Source organism: Winogradskya consettensis, from assembly GCF_018332715.1.
In the GTDB taxonomy this organism is placed as follows: Bacteria; Actinomycetota; Actinomycetes; order Mycobacteriales; family Micromonosporaceae; genus Actinoplanes; species Actinoplanes consettensis.
Genome location: NZ_BOQP01000003.1, coordinates 60,766 through 84,523, shown reverse-complemented (window position 1 = coordinate 84,523; position 23,758 = coordinate 60,766). Strand labels below are relative to the sequence as shown.

Here is a 23,758-nt window from a genome sequence, read left to right as displayed (position 1 = left end):
TGCCATGAAAGTTGACCCTAGGGGTCGACTTTGTGGAGAAGAAATCCAGATGCTGTGGATTTCCTAAGAGTTCACTCGAAACGGGCGGGGTCTCCGGCCCCGACCCGCAGGATCTCGGGTTCGCCCTCGGAGAGGTCGACGACGGTGGTCGGCACGGTGCCGCACTCCCCGGAGTCGATCACCGCGTCGAGCGAGTGGTCGAGGCGTTCCTTGATCTCCCAGCCCTGGGTCAGCGGCTCCTCCTCGCCGGGCAGCAGCAGCGTGCTGGACAGCAGCGGCTCCCCCAGCTCGGCGAGGATCGCCTGCGTGACCGCGTGCTCCGGGATGCGTACCCCCACGGTCTTCTTCTTGGGGTGCAGCAGGCGCCGGGGCACCTCGCGGGTGGCCGGCAGAATGAACGTGTAGCTGCCCGGCGTCGATGCCTTGACCAGGCGGAACACCGCGTTGCTGATCTGCACGAACTGGCCGAGCTGGGCGAAGTCGCGGCAGACCAGGGTGAAGTGGTGACCGCTGCCGAGATGGCGGATCTCGCGGATCCGGTCGAGCCCTCCGGCGTTGCCGATCCGGCATCCGAGCGCGTAACAGCTGTCCGTCGGGTACGCGATCAGCCCGTCGTCCTGCAGGATCCCCACGACCTGGTTGATGGATCGGGGCTGCGGGTTGTCCGGGTGCACGTCGAAGTACTTAGCCACCTGTTGAGACTAGGGGGTGATCGCTGACGACGCGGGCGCGCGCCAGCAAGATCACGCCCAGCGCCGCGGCCAGCGCGCTGCAGGCGGCGACCACCGCGCCCACCGAGCCGCCCGCGACCCGCTCGCCCAGCAGGATGAGGCCGATCGCGGCGGCGGCCACGGGGTTGGCGAGGGTGCCGACGGCCAGCGGCGCGCCGAGGCCGTCGCGGTAGGAGCGCTGGGAGAAGAGCAGCCCCGCGCAGGCCAGCACCGCGATGGCCACGACGGTGACGATCCCGAGGATTCCGATGCCGTCGCCGGTCAGATTCACCACGACGGTCTGGGTCAGCGCCGATGAGACGCCGAACGCGATGCCTCCCGCGGCCGCGGCCCAAAGACCGGACGCGCTCCAGGCACCCAGCGCGGTCAGTGCGGCGGCGGTGATCAATAGCAGCCCGATGAGCTGGGCACCACTGAGGACCCCGACACCGGCCGAGCCCGCGAGCGCGAGGATGCCGCCGAGCCCGAGAACGGTCATGGCGATGCCGTGCCATTCGATGTGGGTGACGGCGCGGCGTGCCAGCACCGCGCCCATGGGCACAGCGAGCACGAGGGTCAGCACTCCGAACGGCTGGACCAGGGACAACGGGCCGAAGCGGAGGGCGCCGACGTGCAGGAGCGCACCGAGCCCGTTCAACGCGATCGCCGCCCACCAGACGGGCAGGCGCAGGAGGGTCCCGAGGTGCTTTTCGGCTACGCGTTCCTGCAGCACCGCCGCGGCCGCATACGCCACCGCAGAGGTGACGCAGAGCAGGACCGCGACGACAACCCCCATGAATTCGACCGTACGCGCGGACCGTTACCCGGCGCGTCCTCCCTGTGCGGTAGTCCCGTCGGCGCCCGGCTACCACGGAGGCAGTACTCGACGCGTACGGGTAACCTTGCGATCTCGGACCGCGACCGGGGGGAATCGGTGTGAGAGGGCTGCGCAGGCGCTGCGAACAACGCCTCGCGGGGCTGGCGATCCCCACTCCGTTCGATCTGGACGCTTTTGCGGCTGTTGTCGCCGCCCACCGCGGACGTCCGCTGACCCTGCGGCCGATGCCCGGCCTCGGTATCGGCGCACCGTGTGGACTGTGGATCTCCCTGGCGGAGGCCGACTACGTCTTCTACGACCCGGGCACGTCACGCCTGCACGCGGAGCACATCGTGCTGCACGAGCTCGCCCACATGCTCAGCGAGCACAGCACCGGTCTCGACCTCGCCGGTGGTGCGCTTGGCCGGCTCGTCCCCGACCTCGACCCGAAAACCGTCGAACGCGTCCTCGGGCGGGTCAGCTACACGACCGCCCAGGAGCGGGAGGCCGAGATGCTCGCCTCCATCATCCGCGCCCGCGCCACCTCACCCGCCCGCAACGGCGGCGACTCCCTCGGCCGCCTGGCCGAAGTATTGAAGTTCCGCCCGTGACCGGTCCGCTCAGCGTGACCCTGTTGGTCCTGCTGTGGGGTACGGCGCTGGTCCGGGTCCCGACCCTGTGGCGCGACGCGCAGCAGCGGGCGATGTGGGCGACGATCGCACTGCTCGCCCTGGTCAAGACGGTGGCCCTGCCCGGCGTCAACGACTGGCTCGGCATCTGGATCCCGCACCCGGAGAAATCACCCCAGCTGCTGGGCGTCGCCGCCGGCTTCTTCCTGCTGCGCTTCATCCTCCTGATCAACGGCGAAAAGGCCGGATGGGAACAGGTGGTGCTGCCCGTTGCGGTGATCATCGTTCTGGTGCCGTTGCCGGGTACGCATCCCGCGTACTGGGTCGTGCTGAACGGCTACGTGGTCAGCGTGCTGACGATCTCCGGGGCCATCGTCTGGCGGGTGAGCCGCCCGGCGCCGCCCGGTCTGCTCCGGCTGGGGCTGCGTGCGATCGCGGTCGGCGTACTCATCATCGCGTCCTACGGGGTCGTCAAGACCAGCCTCATCGTCGCGCACGGGCTGGGCATCCCGGTCACCTTCGACCCGATCCAGCCGGAGGCGGACGCCATCCGCGCCCTGGGCACAATTCTCGCGGTGGGCGGCGCCGCTGTCCCGGCTACGAGCCGGCTCCGGACGGTGGTCGGCGAATACCGGTCGCTGTGGGCTCTGCGTCCACTGTGGCATGTCATGCGGCGTACGTTTCCCGAGGTCATTCTCTTCTCCCGGCGCCGGGCCCTGGTCGAGCTGAGCGGGGTCGAGGCGGTGCAGCTCCGGGTCTACCGGCGGGTCATCGAAATTCGCGACGGGATGCTGACGCTGCGCGATTACCTGCCGGCGGACGGCCTGCACTCGGCGGCCGCGTTCCTGGGCGCCCAGGCGACCCCGGCGTTGATCGAGGCCTGCGGAATCGCGCTCGCCCTGGACCGCCACCGCCACGGCTCGCAGGCCCTGGAAACCGGCGCACGCTGGACGGACACCAGCACGGACGGCGAACTGGGCGAGGAGATCGCCTGGCTCAGCGCGGTCAGCGCGGCCTATCGGGACGACCGGCCGGCGCAATTCGCTCGGACGGCGTCAGCCTGATTCTTTTTTGCGGTCGCGTTCCAGCTCCCACACCTTGCGGACCAGCTCGCCGATCGTGTCGCGGCTGCTCTGCGACACATCCGCGGCCCGTAACGCGATCTCGGTGACCTTGGCGTCCCGCAGGGTCCGGAGCAACTCCAGCTGACCGTCGACCTTGCGCGCCTCGTCGTCATCCAGGAAGTACGCGACGGGTACGCCGAAAAAGGCCGCCAATCCCCGCAGGTGCTGAATCGTGGGGTTGTCCCGCCGCCCGGTGCGCAGCTGCCAGATATACGTGTGGGAAATGGCGATCCCCTGGTCACGCCGGATCGCCTCGGCCACCGCCATGTAGCTGATCTCGGCCTGACCGGCGCCGCGCACCTGCCGGAAGAGCTGGTCCAGCTTGGCCGCGATGGAGATGTCGGAGCCCACCGGTTCCCCTCTCCCCCATGCCGTGCCGTACTGCCTACTCCACGCGGCGCCGCTCGCTGTCCCTGCTCTTGCCGGACTGCATGCTGGCGGCGCCGCACTTTGCCGATCGTACCGATGTAGCACGGCCGCCACGTCGATGCCCATGAGCAACCAAACTGGGCTGCACATCCCCCGATGTGCGCATCAACGAACGACCGTAAACTCAGATTTACGAAGCTCGACGTGAGCGTAAACGATGGACAGTCGTCACTCAACCCATCGATAGGATCGTTTGCATGACGGACATCGTGGAGAGTGCGGAGACCTCAACCCTGCTCGACGAGCTGACCCGGATGCCGGGGCGCGAAGATCCCTACCCGCGCTATCACCGGCTCCGGGAGATTTCCCCGCTGGTCCGCGCCGAGGACGGCGCGCTGGTGGCCACCCGCTACGCCGACTGCGCGGCGATAACCCGCGACCCGCGTCTCGGCCACATGCCGTCGCACATGCTCGACTTCGTCAGCCCCGGCTGGAACGACCACCCGGCCCTGCGCCAGCTCTTCACCAGCATCCTGACCATCAACCCGCCGGACCACACCCGGCTGCGCCGCCTGGTCAGCTCCTCCTTCACCGCCCGCCGCGTCCAGGCCCTGCGCCCCACGATCACCCAGATGGTCGACGACCTCCTCGACGAGATGTCCGGCGAGACCGACTTCGTCACCGCGTTCGCCTTCCCCCTGCCGGTCAACGTCATCGGCGAGCTGCTCGGCATCCCGCCCGCCGACCGGGCCCAGTTCCAGCACCTGGTCCGCGACTGGACCCAGGTCCTCGAGCAGATCAACCCGGCCGTGCTCGAAACCGCGGACCCCGCGGCGGCGACGATCCGGGCGTACCTGTCGGACCTGGCCGCGGACCGCCGTTCCGCACCGCGGGACGACCTCATCAGTGCCCTGGTCCTGGCCGAGGAGGACGGCGAGAAGCTCACCGAGGACGAGCTGCTCACCATGGCCGGCCTGCTGTTCGCCGCAGGCTTCGAAACCACGACCAACCTGCTGGCCAACAGCCTGGTGGCCCTGCTGCACAACCCCGACCAGCTCGCCCTGCTCCGCGACAAGCCGGAGATCGCCCGGGAAGCCGTCGACGAACTCCTGCGCTACGACACCCCCGTGCAGCTCCTGACCCGGGTCGCCTGGGAAGACGTCGAGATCGGCGGCATCGCGGTCTCCGGCGGCGACCGCATCGTCGCCTACCTCGGCGCCGGCAACCGCGACCCGCAACGCTTCCCCGACCCGGACCGCCTCGACCTCACCCGCCCGGACAACGGCCCGCTCTCCTTCGGGGGCGGCATCCACTACTGCCTGGGCGCGCCGCTGGCCCGCATGGAGGCGGAGATCGCCGTGCCCGCGCTAGTCCGGCGCTTCCCGGAGCTCCGGCTCGCCGGAGACCCCGTCCGCCGGAACAGCCTCACCCTGCGCGGTTACACCAGCCTGCCGGTCAACACCGGCTCCTGACCGATCCAGGCCCGTTCATGAGTGAGGCCCGCCGCAGCCTGGGCCTCACTCAGAGCGAACACAACCACATTCACAGGGTTACCCAATGGTGGTCACTCACTGCCTTCCCGAGGTGACCGATCCAGGATGGACCACGCAGGGTAATTGCACGGCGATTACGCAGCGCAAGTCAAGCGATGATTCTTTTCCGGCGAGGCGACTCGTCCGGAACTATGGAGCGCTAGGGAGATGCCGGGCCGCGGACATGATCACACTCATCAAAACAAAAGCCGGATGAGGGAGCGCGCGGAGCGGGATCGGTGGCGCGAGACGCTTCGACGACTGAAAACGTCGGAAAATAGGAGCGCCGCTGCGAATTCCACGGGGGAAGAACTCGCAACGGCGTCCTTGAAAGAGTATCGATCGGGGCGGTTGTTGTCCATCCGTACCGTCGATCATGAAGCTCGATCCGAAGCGGCGGCGGTGGATGGCCGGTCGGCCGAGGTCAGCGAGGTGCTGATCGGGGCAAGCGGTTCTAGTCGGACACTCCGACGGCCGGTGCCTCGGCGCTGCGGGACAACAGCTTCTTGCGCTGCTTGATCGGGAGGCGGTCGACGTAGAGCAGGCCGTCGAGGTGGTCGGTCTCGTGCTGGAGGCAGCGCGCGAGCAGGCCCGTGCCGTCGATGCGGACGGGTTCGCCGTGCATGTCGACGCCGGTCACGTAGGAGGTGACCGGGCGGCCGACGTCGGCGCGCACCCCAGGAACGGAGAGGCAGCCTTCGCTGTCGACCTCGAGGCCGCGGTCCTCGGGCAGGTGCAGGACCGGGTTGACGACGTGCGCGACCACGTGGGTCTCCGTCTCGTCCGGGCAGTCGACCACGAAGACCCGGGCGTCCACGCCGATCTGGTTGGCGGCGAGTCCCACCCCCTCGGCGGCGGCCATGCTGGCGAACATGTCCGCGATCAACTGCTCCAGGGCATCGTCGAAGACTGTCACTTCGGCGCAGCGCCGGTGGAGCACTGGTTCGCCGTAACGGGTTATCGGTCGTGGGGTTCCTGCCCGGGTCTGCACGGCCCCATTCTAGTTTTCGGCCGCACCACCGCCGGAGTCCGCTTCCGAGGTGTCGCGACGTGCGGCGCGGGAGGCGGCACCGGCTGCCGTGCTCACCCAGTTCGCCGCCCTGCCGGCCTGCGATCCGGCCCAGTCGCCGAGGTCGGCAGCCCCGCCGCTGACCCTGCGGGCCAGGGTGACCAGTGGATCCTGGGAGTTGCGGAACGTCTCGCGGTAGTGGGCGGCCGCCGCCTTCACGTCCGCGGTCACCGAGGCGTTGCCGTCGGAGTCGCGGCGGTCGTAGTCGCCACCGAGGATGCGGGCGTAGTCACCGGAATCGACCCACTTGCGCAGCTCGGCCGCGCGGGCCACCGGGGCCGGGACGTTGGTCCACGCGGTCATACCGATCTTGTGGAAGCTGTCGCGCAGGTCGCCCCCGCCCTCGTACTCCGCTGCCTGCTCGAGGAACGCCGCGGTGTCGATCTGCGAGAGGTCGCCGCCGCCCGCCATCTTCATCAGCAACCGGATCGAGGCCGCCGGGTCCTGATCGGCGAGCAGACCCGCCCGGTCCGCCGACAGTTCGGCCTTGCGCCACCACTCGTACATGGCGGCGATGATGGCGCGCAGGGCGATCACGCCGACGGGGATCCAGCTGACGTTGGTGACCCAGCGGGTCAGGATCATCATGATCGTCTGGTAGACGGCGTGGCCGCTGCGGACGTGGCCGATCTCGTGGCCGAGCAGCGCCCGGAGCTCGTCGTCGTCGAGCTTCTCCACCGCGGCCGTCGAGATCACGATGAACGGCTTGTCCATGCCGATCGCCTGGCTGTGGATCGTGGGGTTCTGCGCGACGAACAGCTCGGGCAGCTCGGCGACGTCCAACGTCGTGGCGGCCTCGGTGAAGCGCTGGTAGACCCGCGGGTACTGCCGGTGGTCGACCCGGACCGCGCCGGCCAGATACTGCAGCCGGAAGCCACGCTCGTTCCACATCCCGAAGAACGCCCGGACCACGTCGTCGAAGCCCCGCAGCTCGCGCAGCGCGGTGAGCGCGCCCCGATCCGCGGGGTGTTCCCAGGCACGCGAACTGATACCGGTCAGCGTCACCCGCTGCCGAACAGGCTGGCTCATGGCTGCTCCTTCACACGATGATTGACCCCCAAGAGCCTCGCTGCCAGGCCCACCTCCGCGCATCGGCTCCCGGCCCGAACTACCGCCCGCGCGCTGCGACTTTCGGCCGACCCCGCGGGTCGGGGAAGACCTCAGCCTGAGGTGTTTTTGAGGTACGCCCGGTCTTGTTACGATCTTGTTACGCGACCATGCTCGGGGCATGCGGATAGCAGGTGCCCCCATCTCCTGGGGCGTGAGCGAGGTTCCCGGCTGGGGCTACCAGCTGCCCGTCGAGCAGGTGCTGAGCGACATGCGTGACGTCGGCCTGAGCGCCACGGAGTTCGGCCCCGACGGCTTCCTGCCCCACGACGACATTCTCTCCGGGTACGGCCTGCGGGCGGTCGGCGGTTTCATCCCGGTCGTCCTGCACGAGGGCCACCCGGAAGTGGACCTCAACCGTTTCGTACGAGCAGAAGCCGACACCGTTGTCCTCGCCGCCGCCACCGGACTGGACGGCTACGACACCCGCCCGGTTCTGGACGACGCAGGCTGGAAACGCCTGCTCGCCAATCTGGACGGCCTCGACGAAGCCGCCCGGTCCAGCGGCCTGACCGCCGTGCTGCATCCGCACGTCGGCACGATGATCGAACGCCCGGATGACGTGCAACGCGTCCTGGAGGGTTCGACGATCTCCCTGTGCCTCGACACCGGCCATCTCCTGATAGGCGGCACCGACCCGGCCGAGCTCGCCGAGCGGGCAGGCGAACGCATCGCGCACGTCCACGCGAAGGACGTCGACGCAACGCTCGCCACCGAGGTCCGCGAAGGGCGGCGTACCTTCACGGATGCGGTGCGGGCGGGCATGTTCCGGCCGATCGGCGACGGTGACGTCGATTTCGAGCGGGTCGTTGCCGCCCTGCGGAAGCACGGTTACGACGGCTGGTGGGTCCTGGAGCAGGACACCATTCTGGCCGGCGAGCCCAACGGCGAAGGCCCGATCGCAGATGTACGCCGTAGCGCCGCCCGCCTCCGCGAACTCTGAACCTATCCGCCGCCGTTGAGCGACAGTTCCGTGGCCCGGCGCAGCAACGCTTGCTGTTCTGCCGGCGAAGGAGCGACGGCGGCGGCCTGTTCATAGAGCGAAACCGCGCGCCATCGATCACCGGCCCGCGCGGTCATGTCCGCTTCGGCTGCCAGCGCGAGCGGATAGCCGTCCAGCCCGCCGCCGACGCGAGCGGATTCGAGCATTGCCAGGCCTGTTGCGGGGCTTTGGGCGTACCCATGGGCGACCGCTCGATTGAGCAGCACCACGGGTGACGGAACGACGGTCGCCAATTGGTCATAAAGCTCGGCGATCCGGGTCCAGTCCGTCTTCTCGGCAACGTGGCAGGCAGCGATGCGCGCCTGCAACGCATAGGGACCGTCCGTGGACGGCAAGATTCGCAGTGCCTCGGTTATGGCGTCCAGATCCCATCGGGCCCGGTCCTGCTCCGCCAGCGTCAGCAGATTTCCGTCGGCGTCGCGCCGCGCGGCCCGTCGCGAATGTTGCAACAGGAACAGCGCGAGCAGCGCGTCGACTTCGCTGTCGGACATCAGTCGCGCGAGCAGCCGGGTCAGGCGGATCGCCTCGTCGGCGAACGCCGGCTCGCCGTCGGCGTCATAACCGCGGCTGAACAGCAGGTACAGCACCGCGAACACGCTCGGGAGCCGCTCGTTCAGCGCCGCTCCCGACGGCACCCGGTACGGGATCCGGGCCTGCGCGATCTTGTCCTTCGCCCGCGTCAGGCGCCGGGTCATGGTTGATTCGGTGACCAGGAATGCCCGCGCGATATCCGCAGTGGGCATTCCTGCCACCGTTCTCAGGGTCAGAGCGACCCGGGCCTCCAGCGAGAGTGCGGGATGGCAGCACGTGAAGATCAGCCGGAGCCGGTCATCGTGCGCGGGCGCGGGCGGGTCGAGCGGCAGGCTGGCGAGCTCGCTCAGCTTGCGGCGTTCGAGGTTCGCCCGTCGCAGCGCATCGATGGCTCGATTACGCGCGACGGTCATCAGCCAGCCACCCGGATTGTTCGGTACGCCCTCAGCCGGCCACCGCTCGAGGGCCAGGGCCAACGCCTCCTGCGCGCAGTCCTCGGCAAGATCCCAGTCCCCGGTCAGCCGGATCAGCGTCGCCACGATCCGCGTGTGCGACTCCCGGCCGGCCGTGGTGACAACGACGTCGACGGGCGTACCCATATGTGATCAGTCCTGGTGGAACGGGCGGAGTTCGATGCGGCCGGCGTGGGCCATGGAGTGGGTCCGGGCCACCTCGATCGCCTCGTCCAGGTCGGCGCATTCGAGGATGTCGAAGCCCACGATCACCTCTTTGGTCTCCGCGAACGGGCCGTCGGTCAGGAGCAGCTCGCCACCGCGCACCCGCACCGTGGTGGCCGAGGACGGCGGGACGAGCTGGTTGCCGGTTACGCGGCGGCCGGCCCTGTCGTTCTCGTCGACCCAGGTGTTGATGTCGGGGACCAGGGATTCGTCGGTCTCCGGCTCGGTGTCGGTGCAGACGAACATCATGTACTTCATGGCTCGGGGTTCCTCTCGCGGACGTTCCACCAAGGCTTTCACCGAGGTGTTCTCATCAAGGTGACGAACGAGGGACGCGCTTCCGGACAGCCTCGCTCAAGAGAATCAAAAAAGAATCAGGTGGCGAGCCCGGCGCAGCGTCGCACCGGACCGGGAGATTCGAGCACGGCTCGGCAGGCCCGTAACCAACGTCACAATAGGGACTCCCGTGGGCTGGGCTGAGACCGGATTGGGCGGCGGTCCCGCAGATGCGATACGGGTGCGGCACGCGTACACCGGTAAGGCGTTTCCGAGGTTTTTCAACCGATTTGGCCGTCTATGCCGCGAGGATTCTCGGCGCCGTCCAGACGATCTTGGAAGCTCGGCGTTATGATTGATGTCGCGTCGGCTCTCCGGCGCAGCCCCGGGTCGAGGGGCGCTGCGACGGACGGGTCCACGAGATCCGGACCGCCACGCTCGACCCGACGGTCACTACTTCAAGGGCGCCTCCTGACGAGGGGGTGCCCTTCTTCATGTCCAACTTTGATGCGGATCGTCTGCAGAAGCTCAACGGTCTCGACTTCGCGGTTGCCGACCTGAACCTCGCGGCCTTCGGCCGGCACCAGATGCGTCTGGCCGAGGTCGAGATGCCGGGCCTGATGTCGGTGCGCGAAGAGTTCCGTGCGGCGCAGCCGCTGCGCGGTGCCCGGATCGCCGGCTCGCTGCACATGACCATCCAGACCGCCGTGCTGATCGAGACGCTGACCGCGCTCGGTGCCGACGTGCGCTGGGTCTCCTGCAACATCTTCTCGACCCAGGACGAGGCCGCCGCGGCGGTTGTCGTCGGCCCGGAGGGCACCGTCGAGGCGCCCACCGGTGTGCCGGTCTACGCCTGGAAGGGCGAGACGCTGGAGGAGTACTGGTGGTGCACCGAGCAGCTGTTCAAGTTCGCTGACGGCCAGGGCCCCAACATGATCCTGGACGACGGCGGCGACGCCACGCTGCTCGTGCACAAGGGCCTCGAGTTCGAGAAGGCCGGCGCGGTCCCCGCGACCACCGCCGAGGACAGCCACGAGTACTCCATCATCCTCGACACCCTGCGTGCCAGCCTGGCGTCGGACAAGGGCCGGTTCACCAAGATCGCCGGCGAGATCCGCGGCGTCACCGAGGAGACCACCACCGGTGTGGCCCGCCTCTACAAGTTCGCCAAGGCCGGCGACCTGCTCTTCCCGGCGATCAACGTCAACGACTCGGTCACCAAGAGCAAGTTCGACAACAAGTACGGCATCCGCCACTCGCTGGTCGACGGTCTCAACCGCGCCACCGACGTCATGATCGGTGGCAAGCTCGCCATCGTCTGTGGCTACGGCGACGTCGGCAAGGGCTCCGCCGAGACGCTGCGCGGCCAGGGCGCCCGGGTCATCGTGACCGAGGTCGACCCGATCTGCGCACTGCAGGCCGCCATGGACGGCATGCAGGTCGCCCCGATCGAGGACTTCGTCTCCCAGGCGGACCTCTTCATCACCACCACCGGTGGCACCGACATCATCACGCCCGAGCACATGGCCGCGATGAAGCACAACGCCATCGTCGCCAACGTCGGTCACTTCGACGACGAGATCGACATGGCCGGCCTGGCCAAGGTCCCCGGCATCGAAAAGGTCGAGGTCAAGCCGCAGGTGCACGAGTGGCGCTTCCCGGACGGTCACGCCGTCCTGGTGCTCTCCGAGGGCCGCCTCATGAACCTGGGCAACGCCACCGGTCACCCGAGCTTCGTCATGTCGAACTCCTTCACCAACCAGGTGATCGCGCAGATCGAGCTCTGGACCAAGCCCGGTGAGTACGACAACCAGGTCTACGTGCTCCCGAAGCACCTGGACGAGAAGGTCGCGCGTCTGCACCTCGACGCGCTCGGCGTGAAGCTCACCGAGCTCACCAAGAAGCAGGCCGAATACCTCGGCGTGGCAGTCGAGGGTCCGTACAAGCCGGACCACTACCGCTACTGATCGATTCCCGGTGGGGCCGTCCTCAGGGGCGGCCCCACCGGGCGATCCGGTCCAGCAGTTCCCGGCCGAGCGGGTTGCCTTCCTCGAAGATCGCCGTCTGAAAAACGTGGACCATGTCCTCGTAGATCTCCACCCGCACCTCCGTCCCGGCCGCGTCGGCCTTCTCCGCGAACCGCAGCGTGTCGTCCCGCAGCGCCTCAGCCCCGCCGACGGCCATCACCAGCGGCGGCAGCCCCGAAAGATCCCCGTAGAGCGGTGACTGGGGAGCCTCGTCCGCCGCCGCACCGCCCAGATATTGGCCGATCAGGTGCGTGAGCAACTCCCGCCCCACCGGATCCCGCGGCGAATCGTCGACCGAGCCCCCGGTAATGGCCAGATCAGTCACGGCGGACCAGGTCATCACCCCCGCCGGCAGCTCCGCACCGTCCGCCTTCAACCGCAGAAGCGCCCCCAGCGCCAGCGCACCCCCGGACGATTCGGCCAGCACGAGCACAGGCCCAGCCAGATTTCGGTACGCCGTCAGCACGTCTTCCAACGCCGCGGGGTAAGGATCACCCGGAGCAAGCCGGTAATGCACCACGAACACGGGGCGCCCCGTCGCCTGCGAGAACAGATAAGCGGCCCGGTTCATCAGCGGCGGATTCCGATGCTCGAACCCGCCGCCGTGCACATAGAGAAGATGCCCGGCCCCAGGCGCCGCGTTCTCGGCGGTGACCAGCACGCCACCGGGAACAGCAACAGCCTCGACCGGGATCTCGAAGGAAAGCCCCCCAAAATCGGGAACCGTAGCGCCTCTCGGCATGGGGACAACGGTGACATCCATGCCGAGATCTAATCAAACCCCGCCGTGCGCCTCGCGATACTGCTGGTTGAGGCGCTCCGCCTCCTCGAGCTGGTCCTCGAGAATAATGATCCGGCAGGCCGCCTCCAGGGCAGTCCCCTGATCGACCATCTCCCGGGCCCGCGCAGCAAGCCGCAACTGGTACCGCGAGTAGCGACGATGCCCACCCGCCGACCGGAACGGCGCGAACAGCTTCGCCTCCCCGAGCCGGCGCAGAAAGTCAGGCGTCGTCCCCACGATCTCCGCAGCACGACCCATCGTGTACGCCGGATAGTTCTCGTCCCCGAACATGTCATCGGGTTGACCCATGTCACCTCCACGACGAGGACCCCGGCGCTCACGCGCCGGGGTCCGAGGGTTGCGGACTAAAACACCATCTACCGACGTTTTCGCCGGGTTGTCGTTTCCGCACCAGCCCTGAAACACAGGCCCAGGCGCGAGGATCGCATATGCGTGACCGGAGACCACCCTTCGTTCGATGGAAACTGCGGTGTCCGCGCCAAACCCAACAAACCGGCAGGCCGCGGGCGATCCAACGGTGTCCGCCCTCCCTTTCCTCAACTTGCATTACCTGAACTCAACCACTGCGCAAGGCAACCCCCCCGGCGTCAGAGCCCCACGCAACTCCATGGCCCCAACACGTGCGACGAACCGCCTTACCCCCAGAACACTAACCACCCCTCGCCAAGAAAGCTAGTACCCGCAACCCAGCTTTTCTCGGCGTGTCAGCCAGCAAACCTCACCGAAGGTCCAGACGCCCCGGAATCTCCCGCGAGGCCAGCAGCCGAGGTATAGGTGAGTGAAGCTCAGATTCACGTGAAGGACCCCTACCAGCGCCCTAAGTTCGAAGAACGATGAAAGGCGCACCCTTTGAGGTGGCGTAACCTCCGCCTCACCCTCGTCGCCGTCGGCATCACCGGCGGCATCGCAGTGGTGCTCTGGTCACCATTGATCATGTACCGCGTCCTCGGCCCCGCCATGCCATGGCACGACCTCGCGGACGCTGGCCAAGCGTATGGAGGCCCCTCCGCCCTGCTCTCGGCAGCCGCACTCTGCGGCATCGGACTGTCGCTGATCATGCAGTCGAAGCAGATACGCCAGGAGCTAACCGGCTTCGACAGACAGAGGCATTTCGATCTCATCAAACTGGCCCTGGACAACCCGGAATTCTTTGAGGTCTACGAAGTGGGTCAGGTGACCAAACCACAGGACCGCCAGAAGGTATACGCCAATCTGACGATGAATTACTGGCTGGCAATATGGGAGTTGGACGAAATGAACGAGGCCACGCTCCGAAATTTGACTGCCTCCATGTTCAGTGGCGAGATTGCTCGGTCCTGGTGGCAGCAGCAACGGGAAACGTGGATCACAGTCCGAACGCGTCGGCGGCGCCGCTTCATGTCCGTGGTCAACGAGGAGTGGAATAAAGCGAACTCAACCGCCCCGCCAAGGCCGGCGCCGCGGCCAGATCTACCATGCGGTACCGCCCGGCGGCAGCAGCGGGGCAGGAAGCGCCGCGGGGCGGTCTTGTCGCTCGCCCTACTCGGGGCCGTTGCCGCAGCTCACGTCTATCGCCGGCGGGCTAGCGGAGGGCGATCAACTCACCGACTTTGATGGCCGCGATGAATGTTGCGAAATCGGCGGCATCGAATACCAATACACCGGCACGCGGGTTCTTTGAATCCCTGACATACACGAACCCATTGTCCCCGCCTGCGACTTCGACGCAGTTGCCACTGACAGCTGACCTTGCACTCTTGCGCCACCGAAGATCGGTCGGGACGAAGTCACTCATAGGATGCACTCCTGATCAGTAAGTCTTCGAACGTTGCCGTGGTCAAAGCTAAGGACGCAAGCCTCCTGATCGACCCAAAAGCAATCGCTACGCGATGACCTGACCCATCAGGCGGAGGTCTCGGGAGGAAGCGCCGACGGAGATGGTGTAGGCGCCGGGAGTGCGGGCCCAGGTGCCGTTTTGCCAGTGTTGGAAGCTTCGGGCGGCGAGGGTTGTGGTGACCCGTTGGGATTGGCCTGGGGATAGCTGGACCTTGGTGAAGCCTCGGAGGTTGCGGATCGGTTCGCCGGCGGCGGGGGGCTGCTGGACGTAGACCTGGGAGATCTCGGCGCCGGGTCGGGTGCCGGTGTTGGTGATTGTGTAGTTGATCTGCACGCTGCCGTCCGGGCTGGGCGGGGAAACGGCCAGGGCTGTGTAGGTGAAGGTGGTGTAGGAGAGGCCGAAGCCGAATTCGAAGAGGGGCTGGATCGCCTGGGTGTCGTACCAGCGGTAGCCGACTGACAGGCCTTCGGAGTAGTTGCCACCCGGGAAGCGGGCGGGGTCGGCAGCCGGGGCGTCGGCGAGGGAGGCGGGGAACGTCACCGGGAGTTTGGCGGAGAAGTTGACGTTGCCGTAGAGGAGGTTGGCCAGGGCGTGGCCGTATTCCTGGCCGGGGAACCAGCTTTCGATGATGGCTCGGACGGAGCCGGCCCAGGGCATGGTGACCGCGGAGCCGCTGTTGACCACGACGACCGTGTTGGGGTTGGCGGCGGCGACGTCGTGGACCAGGCGGTTCTGGGCTTCGGGGAGGTTGATGTCGGGGAGGTCGGCGCCCTCGGTGCCGAAGCGGCCGACGACGACCACGGCGAGGTCTGCGGCGGCGGCGGCTCGGACGGCGTCGTTGTGGAGGTCCTGGCCCGGCTGGAGCCAGCCGAGGGTGAGCACCGCGTTGCCGGTGAACTGGGCGTATTCGACGGTGACAGGGACCGGTTTGCCGGCGGTCAACGTGATCGAGCCCGTTGTGGTGCGGGCCTTGTGTTCGGCCCAGCCGGTGTCGATGACCGTTTTGTCGCCCACGAGCAGCCGGGCGCCGTCGGTGTTGCTCAGCGAGAAGCGGTAGGTGCCGGTCGTCGCAGGCGTGATCGTGGTGGTGGAGCGGGCCGACCACTGCGACTTCCGGCCGGTGCCGGGGTCACCGCCACGCCAGCTCCCATCGAGCACCTCGTCGGAACGGGAGCCGGATGCGACAGAGAGATTCGTACCCGAAAAGAAGTTTGTCCGGAATGTTGAAAAGACCGGCGGGAAGGCACCATCCGCACGCACCGTGCCCGGCTGGTAGGTCGTCGAGGGGGCGCGCTCCTTGATGCCCTGGTACGGCGAGACAACGTACTCCGGATCGACCCGAGCGCTCCCACCCCCCTGGCTGAGCACGCTGGTCTCACCACCGTTGCCGATCACCGCGATCGAGCCGGCCCGGGCGGCGTCAAGGGGCAGCAGGTTCCCGGTGTTCTTGAGCAGGACGCTGCCCTGTTCGGCGATCTGCCGGGCAATCGCCGCGTTGGCGGTGCTGGTCACGCGGGTGTCGAGGGTGCCGGTCGGGGGGTTGTCGAACAGGCCCTGGCGGAACATCGAGGTCAGGATGCGGCGGGCGGACTCGTCGACGTTGATCGTGGATTCGGTCAGGGGCTTGCCGAAGTACTTGGCGCCCGGCATCTCCATGTCGAGGCCGCCCAGAGCCGAGGCCTCCGTCGAGTGGGTGGCGTCCCAGTCCGAGGTGATGAAGCCGTCGAAGCCGAACTCGTCGTGCAGGATCTTCTCCTGGAGCTCGCTGTTCTCGCAGGGGAAGGTGCCGTTGACCGGGTTGTAGCCGCACATGACCGAGCCGACGCCGGCGTTGATCGTGTCCTCGAACGCGGGGAGGTAGATCTCGCGCATCGTGCGCTCGTCGATCCGCGCGTCACTGCCGGGAGTGTTGCGCCTCGTCTCCTGGTTGTAGACCGCATAGTGCTTGACCTGCGCGATCGGGCCCTGCGATTGGATTCCGGCGATCTCCGCGGCGGCTGACCGGCCCGCCAGGTAGGGGTCCTCGCCCAGCGACTCGAAGGCGCGGCCCCAGCGGGGGTCACGGACGATGTTGATCGTGGGGGCCAGGACCACGTTGGCACCCTTGGCCCATTCCTCGGCGCCGAGGACCTTGCCGTACGCCGTCATCAGCGCCGGATCCCAGGAAGCGGCCGCCGCGACGGGTGCGGGGAGCTGGGTGACACCGGTCAGGCTCCCACCGACGCCGGCCGGGCCGTCCTGCAGGTGCAGCGGGGGGATGCCGAGCCGGGGGATACCGTCGACGCAGCCGACGTACCCACAGGCTTTGCCGCCGTGCATGAGGGTCAGCTTCTCGGCGCGGGTCATCGTCGCGAGCAGGGCTTCCACGCGTTGATCCATGGACGGCGACGAGGAGCTGCCGCCCAGGCCGACGAGCGCCCCGCAGACGAGCACGCCCGCGAGCGCCATCCGTACCAATCGCATCGAAACTCCCTGTTCTGCCGGGCAACAGCGGGACAGAGTATCTCCGTCCGGGAGAATGACGTGGTGAGTGTCGAGACGACGTTGCTGTTCATCCTCGCAGGCGTGGCGGTGGTGGTGGCGATCCGGTGGATCGCCGACCGCACCGGGTTGCCTGCCGCCGCCCTTCTGACCCTCATCGGCATCCTGTACGCGGTGCTACCGGGGCCGAACATCGAACTGGAACCAGAGGTGGTGCTGACCCTCATCCTCCCGCCGCTGCTCTACAACGCGGCCCTGGACTCCTCGCTGCTGGACATCCGGCGCAACCTGCGTACCGTCATCAGCCTTTCGGTGGTCCTCGTCCTGGTCACGGCCCTGCTGATCGGCCTGGGCTTCTCGCTCTGGGTCGCCGGTGCCACGATGGCCGCCGGGGTGGCCCTGGGTGCCGCGGTCGCCCCGCCCGACCCGGTCGCCGCGCTCGCCGTGGGCAAGAAGGTGGGGTTGCCGCACAACATCGTGACCCTGATCCAGGGCGAGGGGCTGCTCAACGACGCCACCGCCCTGACCCTGCTGACCGTCGCTGTGAGTGCCGCATCGAGTGGGCACTTCTCGTTCGGCCACACGGTGCTCGAGTTCATCGTCTCCGCGGGCGGCGGTGTCATCGCGGGTGTCGTGGTGGCGTACGCGAACCGTGCCTCCCGGCCCATCCAGCGTGACCCCCTGATCGCGAACGCCATCTCGCTGTCGACGCCGTTCCTCGCGTACGTCATCGCCGAGGAGGTGCACGTCTCCGGTGTGCTGGCGGTGGTCGTGGCGGGTCTGATCGTCGGGCACGACACCCCGCGGCTGAGCTCCGGCGCGAGCCGGCTGCAGGTGGCCGCGGTCTGGCGGCTGGTCGACTTCCTGCTGGAGGGCCTGGTCTTCCTGCTCATCGGGCAGCAGTTGCCGCGGGTCATCGACGGGCTCTCGGAGTACAAGACCTCGACCGTCGTGATCGCCGTGTCGATCACGGTCGGTGTGGTGCTGCTGCTGCGGCCGCTGTTCCTGCTCGTGACGCAGAAGCTGCCGACCTCGATGCACGCCCGGCTGGGTGGTGACCCCGAGGAGAACGCAGCGAAACGCGACCGGGCGCTGAACGGGCGCGAGATCACCGCCCTGAGCTGGGCCGGGACCCGGGGCGTCATCACGCTGGCCGCGGCGTTCATCATCCCGGCGAAGACCGACGACGGGGCGCCCTTCCCCGACCTGGACCTGCTGCTGTTCTGCGCGTTCGTCGTGGTGCTGGTGACCCTGGTCGGTCAGGGCCTGACGTTCGCCCCCCTGGTGCGGATGCTGGGCCTGCGCGCCAACAAGTCGGACAAGGCGCGGCAGCGCAACGAGGCCCGCTCGGCCTCGGTGCGGGCGGCGATGGACCGGCTCGAGGAGATCCAGCAGGACGAGCACGACGACGCCGACGACCAGGCCATCGAGACGATGCGCAAGCAGCTGAACCACCGGCTGGAGCGCTATCTGCGCCGCATCGACCTGCTCGACCAGTCGGATTCCGACGAGGTGCCGGTGTCGCCGCAGTACGAAGCGGCGCTACGGGTACGCCGGGCCGTGATCGACGCCCAGCGCGAGGAGCTCATCCGCTGGCGCGACACGGCCATGCTCGACGACGAGGGTCTGCGGGTCCTCGAACGCGAGCTGGACCACGAGGAACGGCTCCTCCCCGACCGACCGCGAGCGTAGGGGCCCCGGGCATGGCACGCCAGGAGATCAAGGGGCTGGCCATGCCCGAGCCGGCGTCGCTCTCCCGCGGGCGCCGCATCGCCGGTTTCATCGCCGTCGGTGCGGGGCTGCCCGCGCTGACCCTGCTGGTCAAGATCGGCACCGGGCTGACGCTGACCAACGACATCCTGGTCTTCCTGGCCGCCGTGGTCGGCGTCGCCCTGATCGGCGGCCTGTGGCCCGCGCTGCTCGCCGCGGTAGCCGGGTCGCTGGTCCTGAACTGGTTCTTCACCCCGCCGTTCCACACGTTCACCATCGCCGAGAGCGGCAACCTGCTCGCCCTGGCGATCTTCGTGCTGGTCGCGCTCGCGGTGAGCTGGGTGGTGGACACCGCCGCCCGGCGGACCAGGCAGGCCGCCCAGGCCGGCGCCGACGCGCGGATCCTTGCCGACGTCGCTGGCAGCGTGCTGCGTGGTGCCCGGCCGCTGATCGCGCTCATGGAACGGCTGCGCGAGACGTTCGCGCTGCACTCGGTGACGCTGGTCGAAAACGGCACCGAGGTGGCCAAGGTGGGCGAGGACGGGCCGGGCCACGCCGACGACGTGGTGAAGGTGGACGACAGCCTGGTCATGCTGCTGCGCGGGCATCCGGTCAAGCCGTCCGACCGGCGCATCGTGGAGGCGTTCGCCGCCCAGGCCGCGGTCGCGCTGCGTCAGGAAAGGCTCGCGGCCGAGGCCGCCACAGCAAAACCGCTGGCCGAGGCGGATCGGATGCGCACGGCGTTGCTCGCTGCCGTGAGCCATGATCTGCGTACGCCGTTAGCGTCCGCAAAAGCAGCAGTCGCCAGCCTCCGCAGCAACGACGTGCACTTCGACGCCGACGACCGCGCGGAACTGCTGCTGACCGCCGACGAGTCGCTCGACCGGCTGACCCGGCTCGTCACGAACCTGCTCGACATGAGCCGGCTGCAGGCGGGGGCGCTCGGCGTGACCCTGCTCGCGATCGGCGCCGAGGAGATCGTGCCCCGCGCGCTGGACGAGCTGGGCCCGGCCGGGCGTACGGTGCGGATCCGCATCCCCGACGACCTGCCGACCCTGCTCGCCGACCCCGGCCTGCTCGAACGCGTCCTGGTGAACCTGATCGGCAACGCCCTGCGCTACAGCCCGGCCGGGCGCCCGCCGATGATCACCGCGAGCGCCCTGGGCAGCACGATCGAGCTGCGCGTCGTCGACCACGGCCGGGGCATCCCCGCGGACCGCTGGGACGAGGTCTTCCTGCCGTTCCAGCGGCTCGGCGACCGGGACAACCACACCGGGGTCGGGCTGGGGCTCGCGCTGGCGCGGGGGCTGGCCGAGGCGATGGGTGGGACGCTGCTCCCGGAGGAGACGCCCGGCGGCGGGCTGACGATGGTGCTCTCGCTGCCGTCCGGCACGCTGGACGGATGATCGGTTTCCTGCACACCGCGCCTGTCCATGTCGACACGTTCGAACGGCTGCTCGGCGAACTGGGGCCGGGCGTGGCGAGCGTTCATGTCGTCGATGAGTCGTTGCTCGCCGACTCAGGGCAGCCCGGGGTCGACGACAGGCTGCTCGCGCGGCTACATGAGGTCGCCGACGCGGGCGCGAAGCTGATCGTCTGCACGTGTTCGACGTTGAGCGGGCGCGCCGAGCAGTTGGGGGACGCTGTGGGCGTACCCGTGTTGCGGGTTGATCGTCCTATGGCCGATGCGGCGGTCGCTGCGGGACCCAGGATCGGGGTGGTCTTCGCGGTCGAGTCGACGCTGGCGCCGACCCGCGAGCTGCTGGACCGTCCCGGCGTCGAGATCGTCGAAGCGCCCTGCCTGGCCGCCTGGTCACTCTTTCAAGCCGACGACCTCGACGGGTACGCCCGGAGCGTCGCCGCCTGCGCCCGAGCCCTCGACGTGGACGTGATCGTGCTGGCCCAGGCGAGCATGGCCCCCGCCGAGGCTCTGCTCGCGGATCTCGGAAAACCCGTCCTGACCTCGCCCCGGGCAGCGGTGCGGGAGGCCCTTCTCCGCTACACACTTGTGTAGTAAATTGCACATGTGAGTAGCCCGACGGATCTGACCGCCCGCGCCCGCATCCGGGAAGCGGCGCTGACCCTCTTCGCCGCGAAGGGGATCGACGGCGCGACGATCCGCGACATCGCCCAGGAAGCCGGGGTCTCCTCCGGGCTGCTCCGGCACCACTTCGGCTCCAAGGAGGGGCTGCGCGACGCCTGCGACGACTACGTCATGGCCGAGCTCGCGCGGGTCCGGGCCCCCTACCTCGCCGGCAACCAGACGCTCGGGGCGCAAGCGATGAGCAACGCGCTCAACAGCGTGCCGCTCCGGCTGCAGAACTACGTGGTCCGCTCGACCATGGACGGCACCCCGGCGGGAGCGCAGATGTTCGAGCGCAACGTCGACGAGGCCGAGACCTGGCTGGCCCGATCCGACATCGAGACCGACGACCCGCGGGCCTACTGCGCGGTGCTCGTCTCCCTGCAGATGGGCATGTTCCTGATGCGGGACCGCATCTCCGCCACCATCGGCGCCGACACGCACGAACAGGTCGGGCAGGCCCGGATGCTCAGGGCCGCCGTCGACATCTTCGCGCAGCCGCTGCTGCCCCCCGACATGGCCGCCGACGCCCGCGCGGCGCTCGACCGGCTCATCACCGCTCAGGAGTAACCGCTATGACGGAAGCGATCGGCGTCACGGGGCTCGTGAAGAGCTTCGGGCGTACCCAGGTGCTCAATGGTCTTGATCTGCACGTCGAGGCCGGCGAGGTGCACGGCTTCCTGGGGCCCAACGGCGCCGGGAAGTCCACCACGATCCGGATTCTGCTCGGCCTGATGCGCAGCAGCGGCGGCGACGTGCGGTTGCTCGGCGGCGACCCCTGGTCGGACGCGACCGCGCTGCACCGGCGGCTGGCGTACGTTCCGGGCGACGTCACGCTCTGGCCCACACTCACCGGCGGTGAAGTGATCGACCTGCTCGGCCGGCTGCGTGGCGGCCTCAACCGCAGACGCCGCGACGAGCTGCTCGAACGCTTCGACCTCGACCCGCGCAAGAAGGCCAGGACCTACTCCAAGGGCAACCGGCAGAAGGTCGCGCTGGTCGCCGCGCTCGCCTCGGACGCCGAGCTGCTGATCCTCGACGAGCCCACCTCCGGTCTGGACCCGCTGATGGAGGAGGTGTTCCGCCAGGTCGTGCTCGAGGAGCACCGGCGCGGCGGGCGGACCGTGCTGCTCTCCAGCCACATCCTCACCGAGGTCGAGGCGCTCTGCCACCGGCTGACGATCATCCGCGAGGGCCGCACGGTCGAGACCGGCACCCTCGCCTCGCTGCGCCACCTCACCCGGACCACCATCGACGCCGAACTCGTCGGCGCCGTCAACGGCCTCGGCACCCTGCCCGGCGTGCACGACCTGCGCGTCGATGACCACCACGTGACGTTCGATGTGGACACCGAAACGCTGGAACCCGCCCTGCGCAAGCTCATCGACGCCGGCGTCCGCAGCCTGACCAGCAAACCACCCACACTCGAAGAGCTCTTCCTCCGGCAGTACGCGCGATGACCGGCACCGGCACCCTCATCCGGCTCATCCTGCGCCGCGACCGCGTCCTGCTGCCCCTCTGGGCGATCCTGGTGGCCCTGATCCCGGCCGGCTACGTCAGCTCCTTCAAAGGCCTCTTCCCCACGGACTCCGACCTGGCCGAATACGCCCGGGTCAGCATGTCCAGCCCCGGCTTCATCGCGCTCTACGGCCCGCTGCGCGGCGACAACCTCGGCGAGATCGTCGCCTGGCGGGCCGGCTTCTTCCCCGTGATCATCGGCCTCATCAGCCTGCTCACCGTCATCCGCCACACCCGCACGGAAGAGGAGGCGGGCCGCACGGAACTGATCGGCTCGGGCATCGTCGGCCGGCACGCCGCTTTCGCCGCGGCGTTGATCACCACCGCCGGCGCCAACCTCGTGCTCTTCGCCATCATCAGCGTGACGATGATCGGCCAGGGCCAGCCGGCCGTCGGGTCGGTGCTGCTGGGGTTGTCGTTCGCGATGTCCGGCTGCGTTTTCGCCGCTCTCGGCGCGGTTACCGCTCAGCTCTCCGGTTCGGCGCGCGTGGCCCGGTCCATCGCGATCGTCGGGCTGGGGGTGGCCTTCGTGCTGCGGCTCGCCGGCGATGTGGACACCGGCGTCTCATGGCTGTCGTGGGTCTCGCCCATCGGGTGGGTCCAGCACGTTTTTGCGTACGGTGAGAATGACGTTCTTCCGCTCCTCCTTGCGCTCCTTCTTGTTGTCGGTCTGGTTTTCCTGGGCAGTGTGCTGGTGTCCCGCCGCGACGTGGGCGAGGGGCTGATCACCGCGCGGCCCGGGCCCGCCACCGGCACCATCACCGGCCCGATCGGCCTGGCCTGGCGCCTGCACCGCGGCGTCCTGACCGGCTGGCTCCTGGGCTTCGCCGCCCTCGGCCTCGTCTTCGGCGGCGTCGCCGCAAGCATCGCCGACCTCGCCGCCGACAACCCCGACCTCACCGCCATCTTCCAACGCCTCGGCGGCAACAGCTTCCTCGTCGGCATGGTCGCCGTCCTCGGCCTGATCGCCGCCGCCTACGGCGTCCAGGCCGCCCTGCGCCTGCGCGACGAGGAAGCCACCGGCCACACCGAAGCGATCCTGGCGACCCGCGTCGGTCGGCTGCGCTGGCTGACCAGCCATCTGATGTTCTCGCTACTCGGTCCCGCTGCCGCTCTACTGGTCGGCGGCCTGCTCTGCGGGCTCACCGCCGGAGGCCATCAGCTGCCTACGGTCCTCCGCGCGGCCGCTGCACAACTCCCGGCTGTGTGGGTGCTGACCGCGCTGACCGTTCTGCTCTTCGGGGTGTTTCCGAGGCAGGCGTCGGCGGCGTGGGGCGCGGTTGCGGCGTGCTTCCTGATCCTGATGGTGGGGGCGGTGCTCCGGCTCGACCAGTGGATCCTGGACCTCTCCCCGTTCACCCACGTCAGCCACGGCCTGTCCGCCACGCCATTTCTCACCCTCACCGCGATCGCCGCGATCCTGGCAACGACCGGCACGGTCGCCTTCCGCCACCGAGACATCCCCTCGGCCTAGGGC

Annotated in this window: 22 protein-coding genes, 1 pseudogene and 1 riboswitch; of the genes and pseudogenes, 12 read left to right on the top strand and 11 right to left on the bottom strand. The window is 68.6% G+C overall.

What is annotated here, in order from left to right; genetic code table 11:
• Positions 1-71: 71 nt before the first annotated feature.
• Both Aco04nite_RS02195 and Aco04nite_RS02190 read right to left on the bottom strand, forming a co-directional pair.
• Entirely contained in the window at positions 72-692 is a 621-nt protein-coding gene (locus Aco04nite_RS02195; RefSeq protein ID WP_212995517.1) for an L-threonylcarbamoyladenylate synthase, read from the bottom strand.
• On the bottom strand, positions 685-1,506 hold the full coding sequence (locus Aco04nite_RS02190) for a DMT family protein (RefSeq protein WP_212995516.1): 822 nt from the start codon (positions 1,504-1,506) through the stop codon (positions 685-687). The genes Aco04nite_RS02195 and Aco04nite_RS02190 overlap by 8 nt, the downstream gene beginning before the upstream one ends.
• A 140-nt stretch (positions 1,507-1,646) precedes the next feature.
• Between Aco04nite_RS02190 and Aco04nite_RS02185 the strand changes: the two genes are divergently transcribed.
• Both Aco04nite_RS02185 and Aco04nite_RS02180 read left to right on the top strand, forming a co-directional pair.
• Complete coding sequence (locus Aco04nite_RS02185) at positions 1,647-2,138, top strand: hypothetical protein (RefSeq protein ID WP_244875689.1); 492 nt, start codon at positions 1,647-1,649, stop codon at positions 2,136-2,138.
• A complete protein-coding gene (locus Aco04nite_RS02180; RefSeq protein WP_212995515.1) occupies positions 2,135-3,220 on the top strand; it encodes an MAB_1171c family putative transporter in 1,086 nt (361 codons plus the stop codon). The genes Aco04nite_RS02185 and Aco04nite_RS02180 overlap by 4 nt, the downstream gene beginning before the upstream one ends.
• On the opposite strand, the gene Aco04nite_RS02175 is transcribed toward Aco04nite_RS02180, so the two are convergent.
• Positions 3,212-3,631 carry a helix-turn-helix domain-containing protein gene (locus Aco04nite_RS02175; protein WP_212995514.1) on the bottom strand — a complete coding sequence of 140 codons (420 nt, stop codon included), beginning with the start codon at positions 3,629-3,631 and terminating at the stop codon, positions 3,212-3,214. The two genes, Aco04nite_RS02180 and Aco04nite_RS02175, sit on opposite strands and share 9 nt — an antisense overlap.
• Positions 3,632-3,906: 275 nt before the next feature.
• Here Aco04nite_RS02175 and Aco04nite_RS02170 point away from each other — a divergent pair, with 275 nt between their 5' ends.
• Complete coding sequence (locus tag Aco04nite_RS02170; RefSeq protein WP_212995513.1) at positions 3,907-5,121, top strand: cytochrome P450; 1,215 nt, start codon at positions 3,907-3,909, stop codon at positions 5,119-5,121.
• 514 nt (positions 5,122-5,635) lie between these two features.
• Here Aco04nite_RS02170 and def read toward each other — a convergent pair.
• Complete coding sequence (gene def / locus Aco04nite_RS02165; RefSeq protein ID WP_212995512.1) at positions 5,636-6,172, bottom strand: peptide deformylase; 537 nt, start codon at positions 6,170-6,172, stop codon at positions 5,636-5,638.
• A gap of 9 nt (positions 6,173-6,181) precedes the next feature.
• Positions 6,182-7,279: a M48 family metallopeptidase gene (locus Aco04nite_RS02160; protein ID WP_212995511.1), complete on the bottom strand. Its 1,098-nt coding sequence runs from the start codon at positions 7,277-7,279 to the stop codon at positions 6,182-6,184.
• A gap of 199 nt (positions 7,280-7,478) precedes the next feature.
• Between Aco04nite_RS02160 and Aco04nite_RS02155 the strand changes: the two genes are divergently transcribed.
• Positions 7,479-8,300 (top strand): TIM barrel protein, encoded by an 822-nt coding sequence (locus Aco04nite_RS02155; RefSeq protein WP_212995510.1) that lies wholly within the window; start codon positions 7,479-7,481, stop codon positions 8,298-8,300.
• Positions 8,301-8,302: 2 nt separating this feature from the next.
• On the opposite strand, the gene Aco04nite_RS02150 is transcribed toward Aco04nite_RS02155, so the two are convergent.
• Both Aco04nite_RS02150 and Aco04nite_RS02145 read right to left on the bottom strand, forming a co-directional pair.
• The gene (locus Aco04nite_RS02150) at positions 8,303-9,490 is read right to left on the bottom strand and encodes an RNA polymerase sigma factor (RefSeq protein WP_212995509.1); all 1,188 of its coding nucleotides are present in this window, start codon (positions 9,488-9,490) and stop codon (positions 8,303-8,305) included.
• Positions 9,491-9,496: 6 nt separating this feature from the next.
• A complete protein-coding gene (locus Aco04nite_RS02145) occupies positions 9,497-9,826 on the bottom strand; it encodes a YciI family protein (RefSeq protein WP_212995508.1) in 330 nt (109 codons plus the stop codon).
• A gap of 404 nt (positions 9,827-10,230) precedes the next feature.
• A riboswitch (S-adenosyl-L-homocysteine riboswitch) is annotated at positions 10,231-10,321 on the top strand.
• Positions 10,322-10,338: 17 nt separating this feature from the next.
• On the opposite strand from Aco04nite_RS02145, the gene ahcY reads away from it, so the two are divergent.
• A complete protein-coding gene (gene ahcY / locus Aco04nite_RS02140; RefSeq protein ID WP_203836638.1) occupies positions 10,339-11,811 on the top strand; it encodes an adenosylhomocysteinase in 1,473 nt (490 codons plus the stop codon).
• Positions 11,812-11,833: 22 nt separating this feature from the next.
• On the opposite strand, the gene Aco04nite_RS02135 is transcribed toward ahcY, so the two are convergent.
• Together Aco04nite_RS02135 and Aco04nite_RS02130 are read right to left on the bottom strand one after the other, a co-directional pair.
• Positions 11,834-12,532, bottom strand: a complete 699-nt coding sequence (locus Aco04nite_RS02135) for an alpha/beta hydrolase fold domain-containing protein (protein WP_212995507.1) — start codon at positions 12,530-12,532, stop codon at positions 11,834-11,836.
• A 114-nt stretch (positions 12,533-12,646) separates the two neighbouring features.
• The gene (locus Aco04nite_RS02130; protein ID WP_203836640.1) at positions 12,647-12,961 is read right to left on the bottom strand and encodes a MerR family transcriptional regulator; all 315 of its coding nucleotides are present in this window, start codon (positions 12,959-12,961) and stop codon (positions 12,647-12,649) included.
• Positions 12,962-13,522: 561 nt separating this feature from the next.
• On the opposite strand from Aco04nite_RS02130, the gene Aco04nite_RS02125 reads away from it, so the two are divergent.
• Positions 13,523-14,266: a DUF6082 family protein gene (locus tag Aco04nite_RS02125; protein ID WP_212995506.1), complete on the top strand. Its 744-nt coding sequence runs from the start codon at positions 13,523-13,525 to the stop codon at positions 14,264-14,266.
• On the opposite strand, the gene Aco04nite_RS02120 is transcribed toward Aco04nite_RS02125, so the two are convergent.
• Both Aco04nite_RS02120 and Aco04nite_RS02115 read right to left on the bottom strand, forming a co-directional pair.
• Positions 14,235-14,447: a DUF397 domain-containing protein gene (locus Aco04nite_RS02120; RefSeq protein ID WP_212995505.1), complete on the bottom strand. Its 213-nt coding sequence runs from the start codon at positions 14,445-14,447 to the stop codon at positions 14,235-14,237. The genes Aco04nite_RS02125 and Aco04nite_RS02120 overlap by 32 nt on opposite strands.
• 87 nt (positions 14,448-14,534) lie before the next feature.
• Positions 14,535-16,952, bottom strand: a complete 2,418-nt coding sequence (locus Aco04nite_RS02115; RefSeq protein ID WP_212995504.1) for a beta-glucosidase family protein — start codon at positions 16,950-16,952, stop codon at positions 14,535-14,537.
• A gap of 63 nt (positions 16,953-17,015) precedes the next feature.
• Here Aco04nite_RS02115 and Aco04nite_RS02110 point away from each other — a divergent pair, with 63 nt between their 5' ends.
• The 6 genes and pseudogenes from Aco04nite_RS02110 (at position 17,016) to Aco04nite_RS02085 (ending at position 23,755) form a co-directional block, all read left to right on the top strand.
• Positions 17,016-18,662 carry a Na+/H+ antiporter gene (locus tag Aco04nite_RS02110; RefSeq protein WP_212995503.1) on the top strand — a complete coding sequence of 549 codons (1,647 nt, stop codon included), beginning with the start codon at positions 17,016-17,018 and terminating at the stop codon, positions 18,660-18,662.
• A 50-nt stretch (positions 18,663-18,712) separates the two neighbouring features.
• Positions 18,713-20,086, top strand: a pseudogene (locus Aco04nite_RS02105) (sensor histidine kinase); the annotation flags it as partial.
• Positions 20,083-20,694, top strand: coding sequence for an aspartate/glutamate racemase family protein (locus Aco04nite_RS02100; protein ID WP_212995501.1), 612 nt, complete (start codon positions 20,083-20,085; stop codon positions 20,692-20,694). The pseudogene Aco04nite_RS02105 and the gene Aco04nite_RS02100, both read left to right, overlap by 4 nt.
• Before the next feature lie 12 nt (positions 20,695-20,706).
• Entirely contained in the window at positions 20,707-21,333 is a 627-nt protein-coding gene (locus Aco04nite_RS49480; protein ID WP_212995500.1) for a TetR/AcrR family transcriptional regulator, read from the top strand.
• 5 nt (positions 21,334-21,338) lie between these two features.
• Positions 21,339-22,223: an ABC transporter ATP-binding protein gene (locus tag Aco04nite_RS02090; protein WP_212995499.1), complete on the top strand. Its 885-nt coding sequence runs from the start codon at positions 21,339-21,341 to the stop codon at positions 22,221-22,223.
• On the top strand, positions 22,220-23,755 hold the full coding sequence (locus Aco04nite_RS02085) for an ABC transporter permease (protein ID WP_212995498.1): 1,536 nt from the start codon (positions 22,220-22,222) through the stop codon (positions 23,753-23,755). Before Aco04nite_RS02090 ends, Aco04nite_RS02085 begins: the two co-directional genes overlap by 4 nt.
• Positions 23,756-23,758 lie beyond the last annotated feature (3 nt).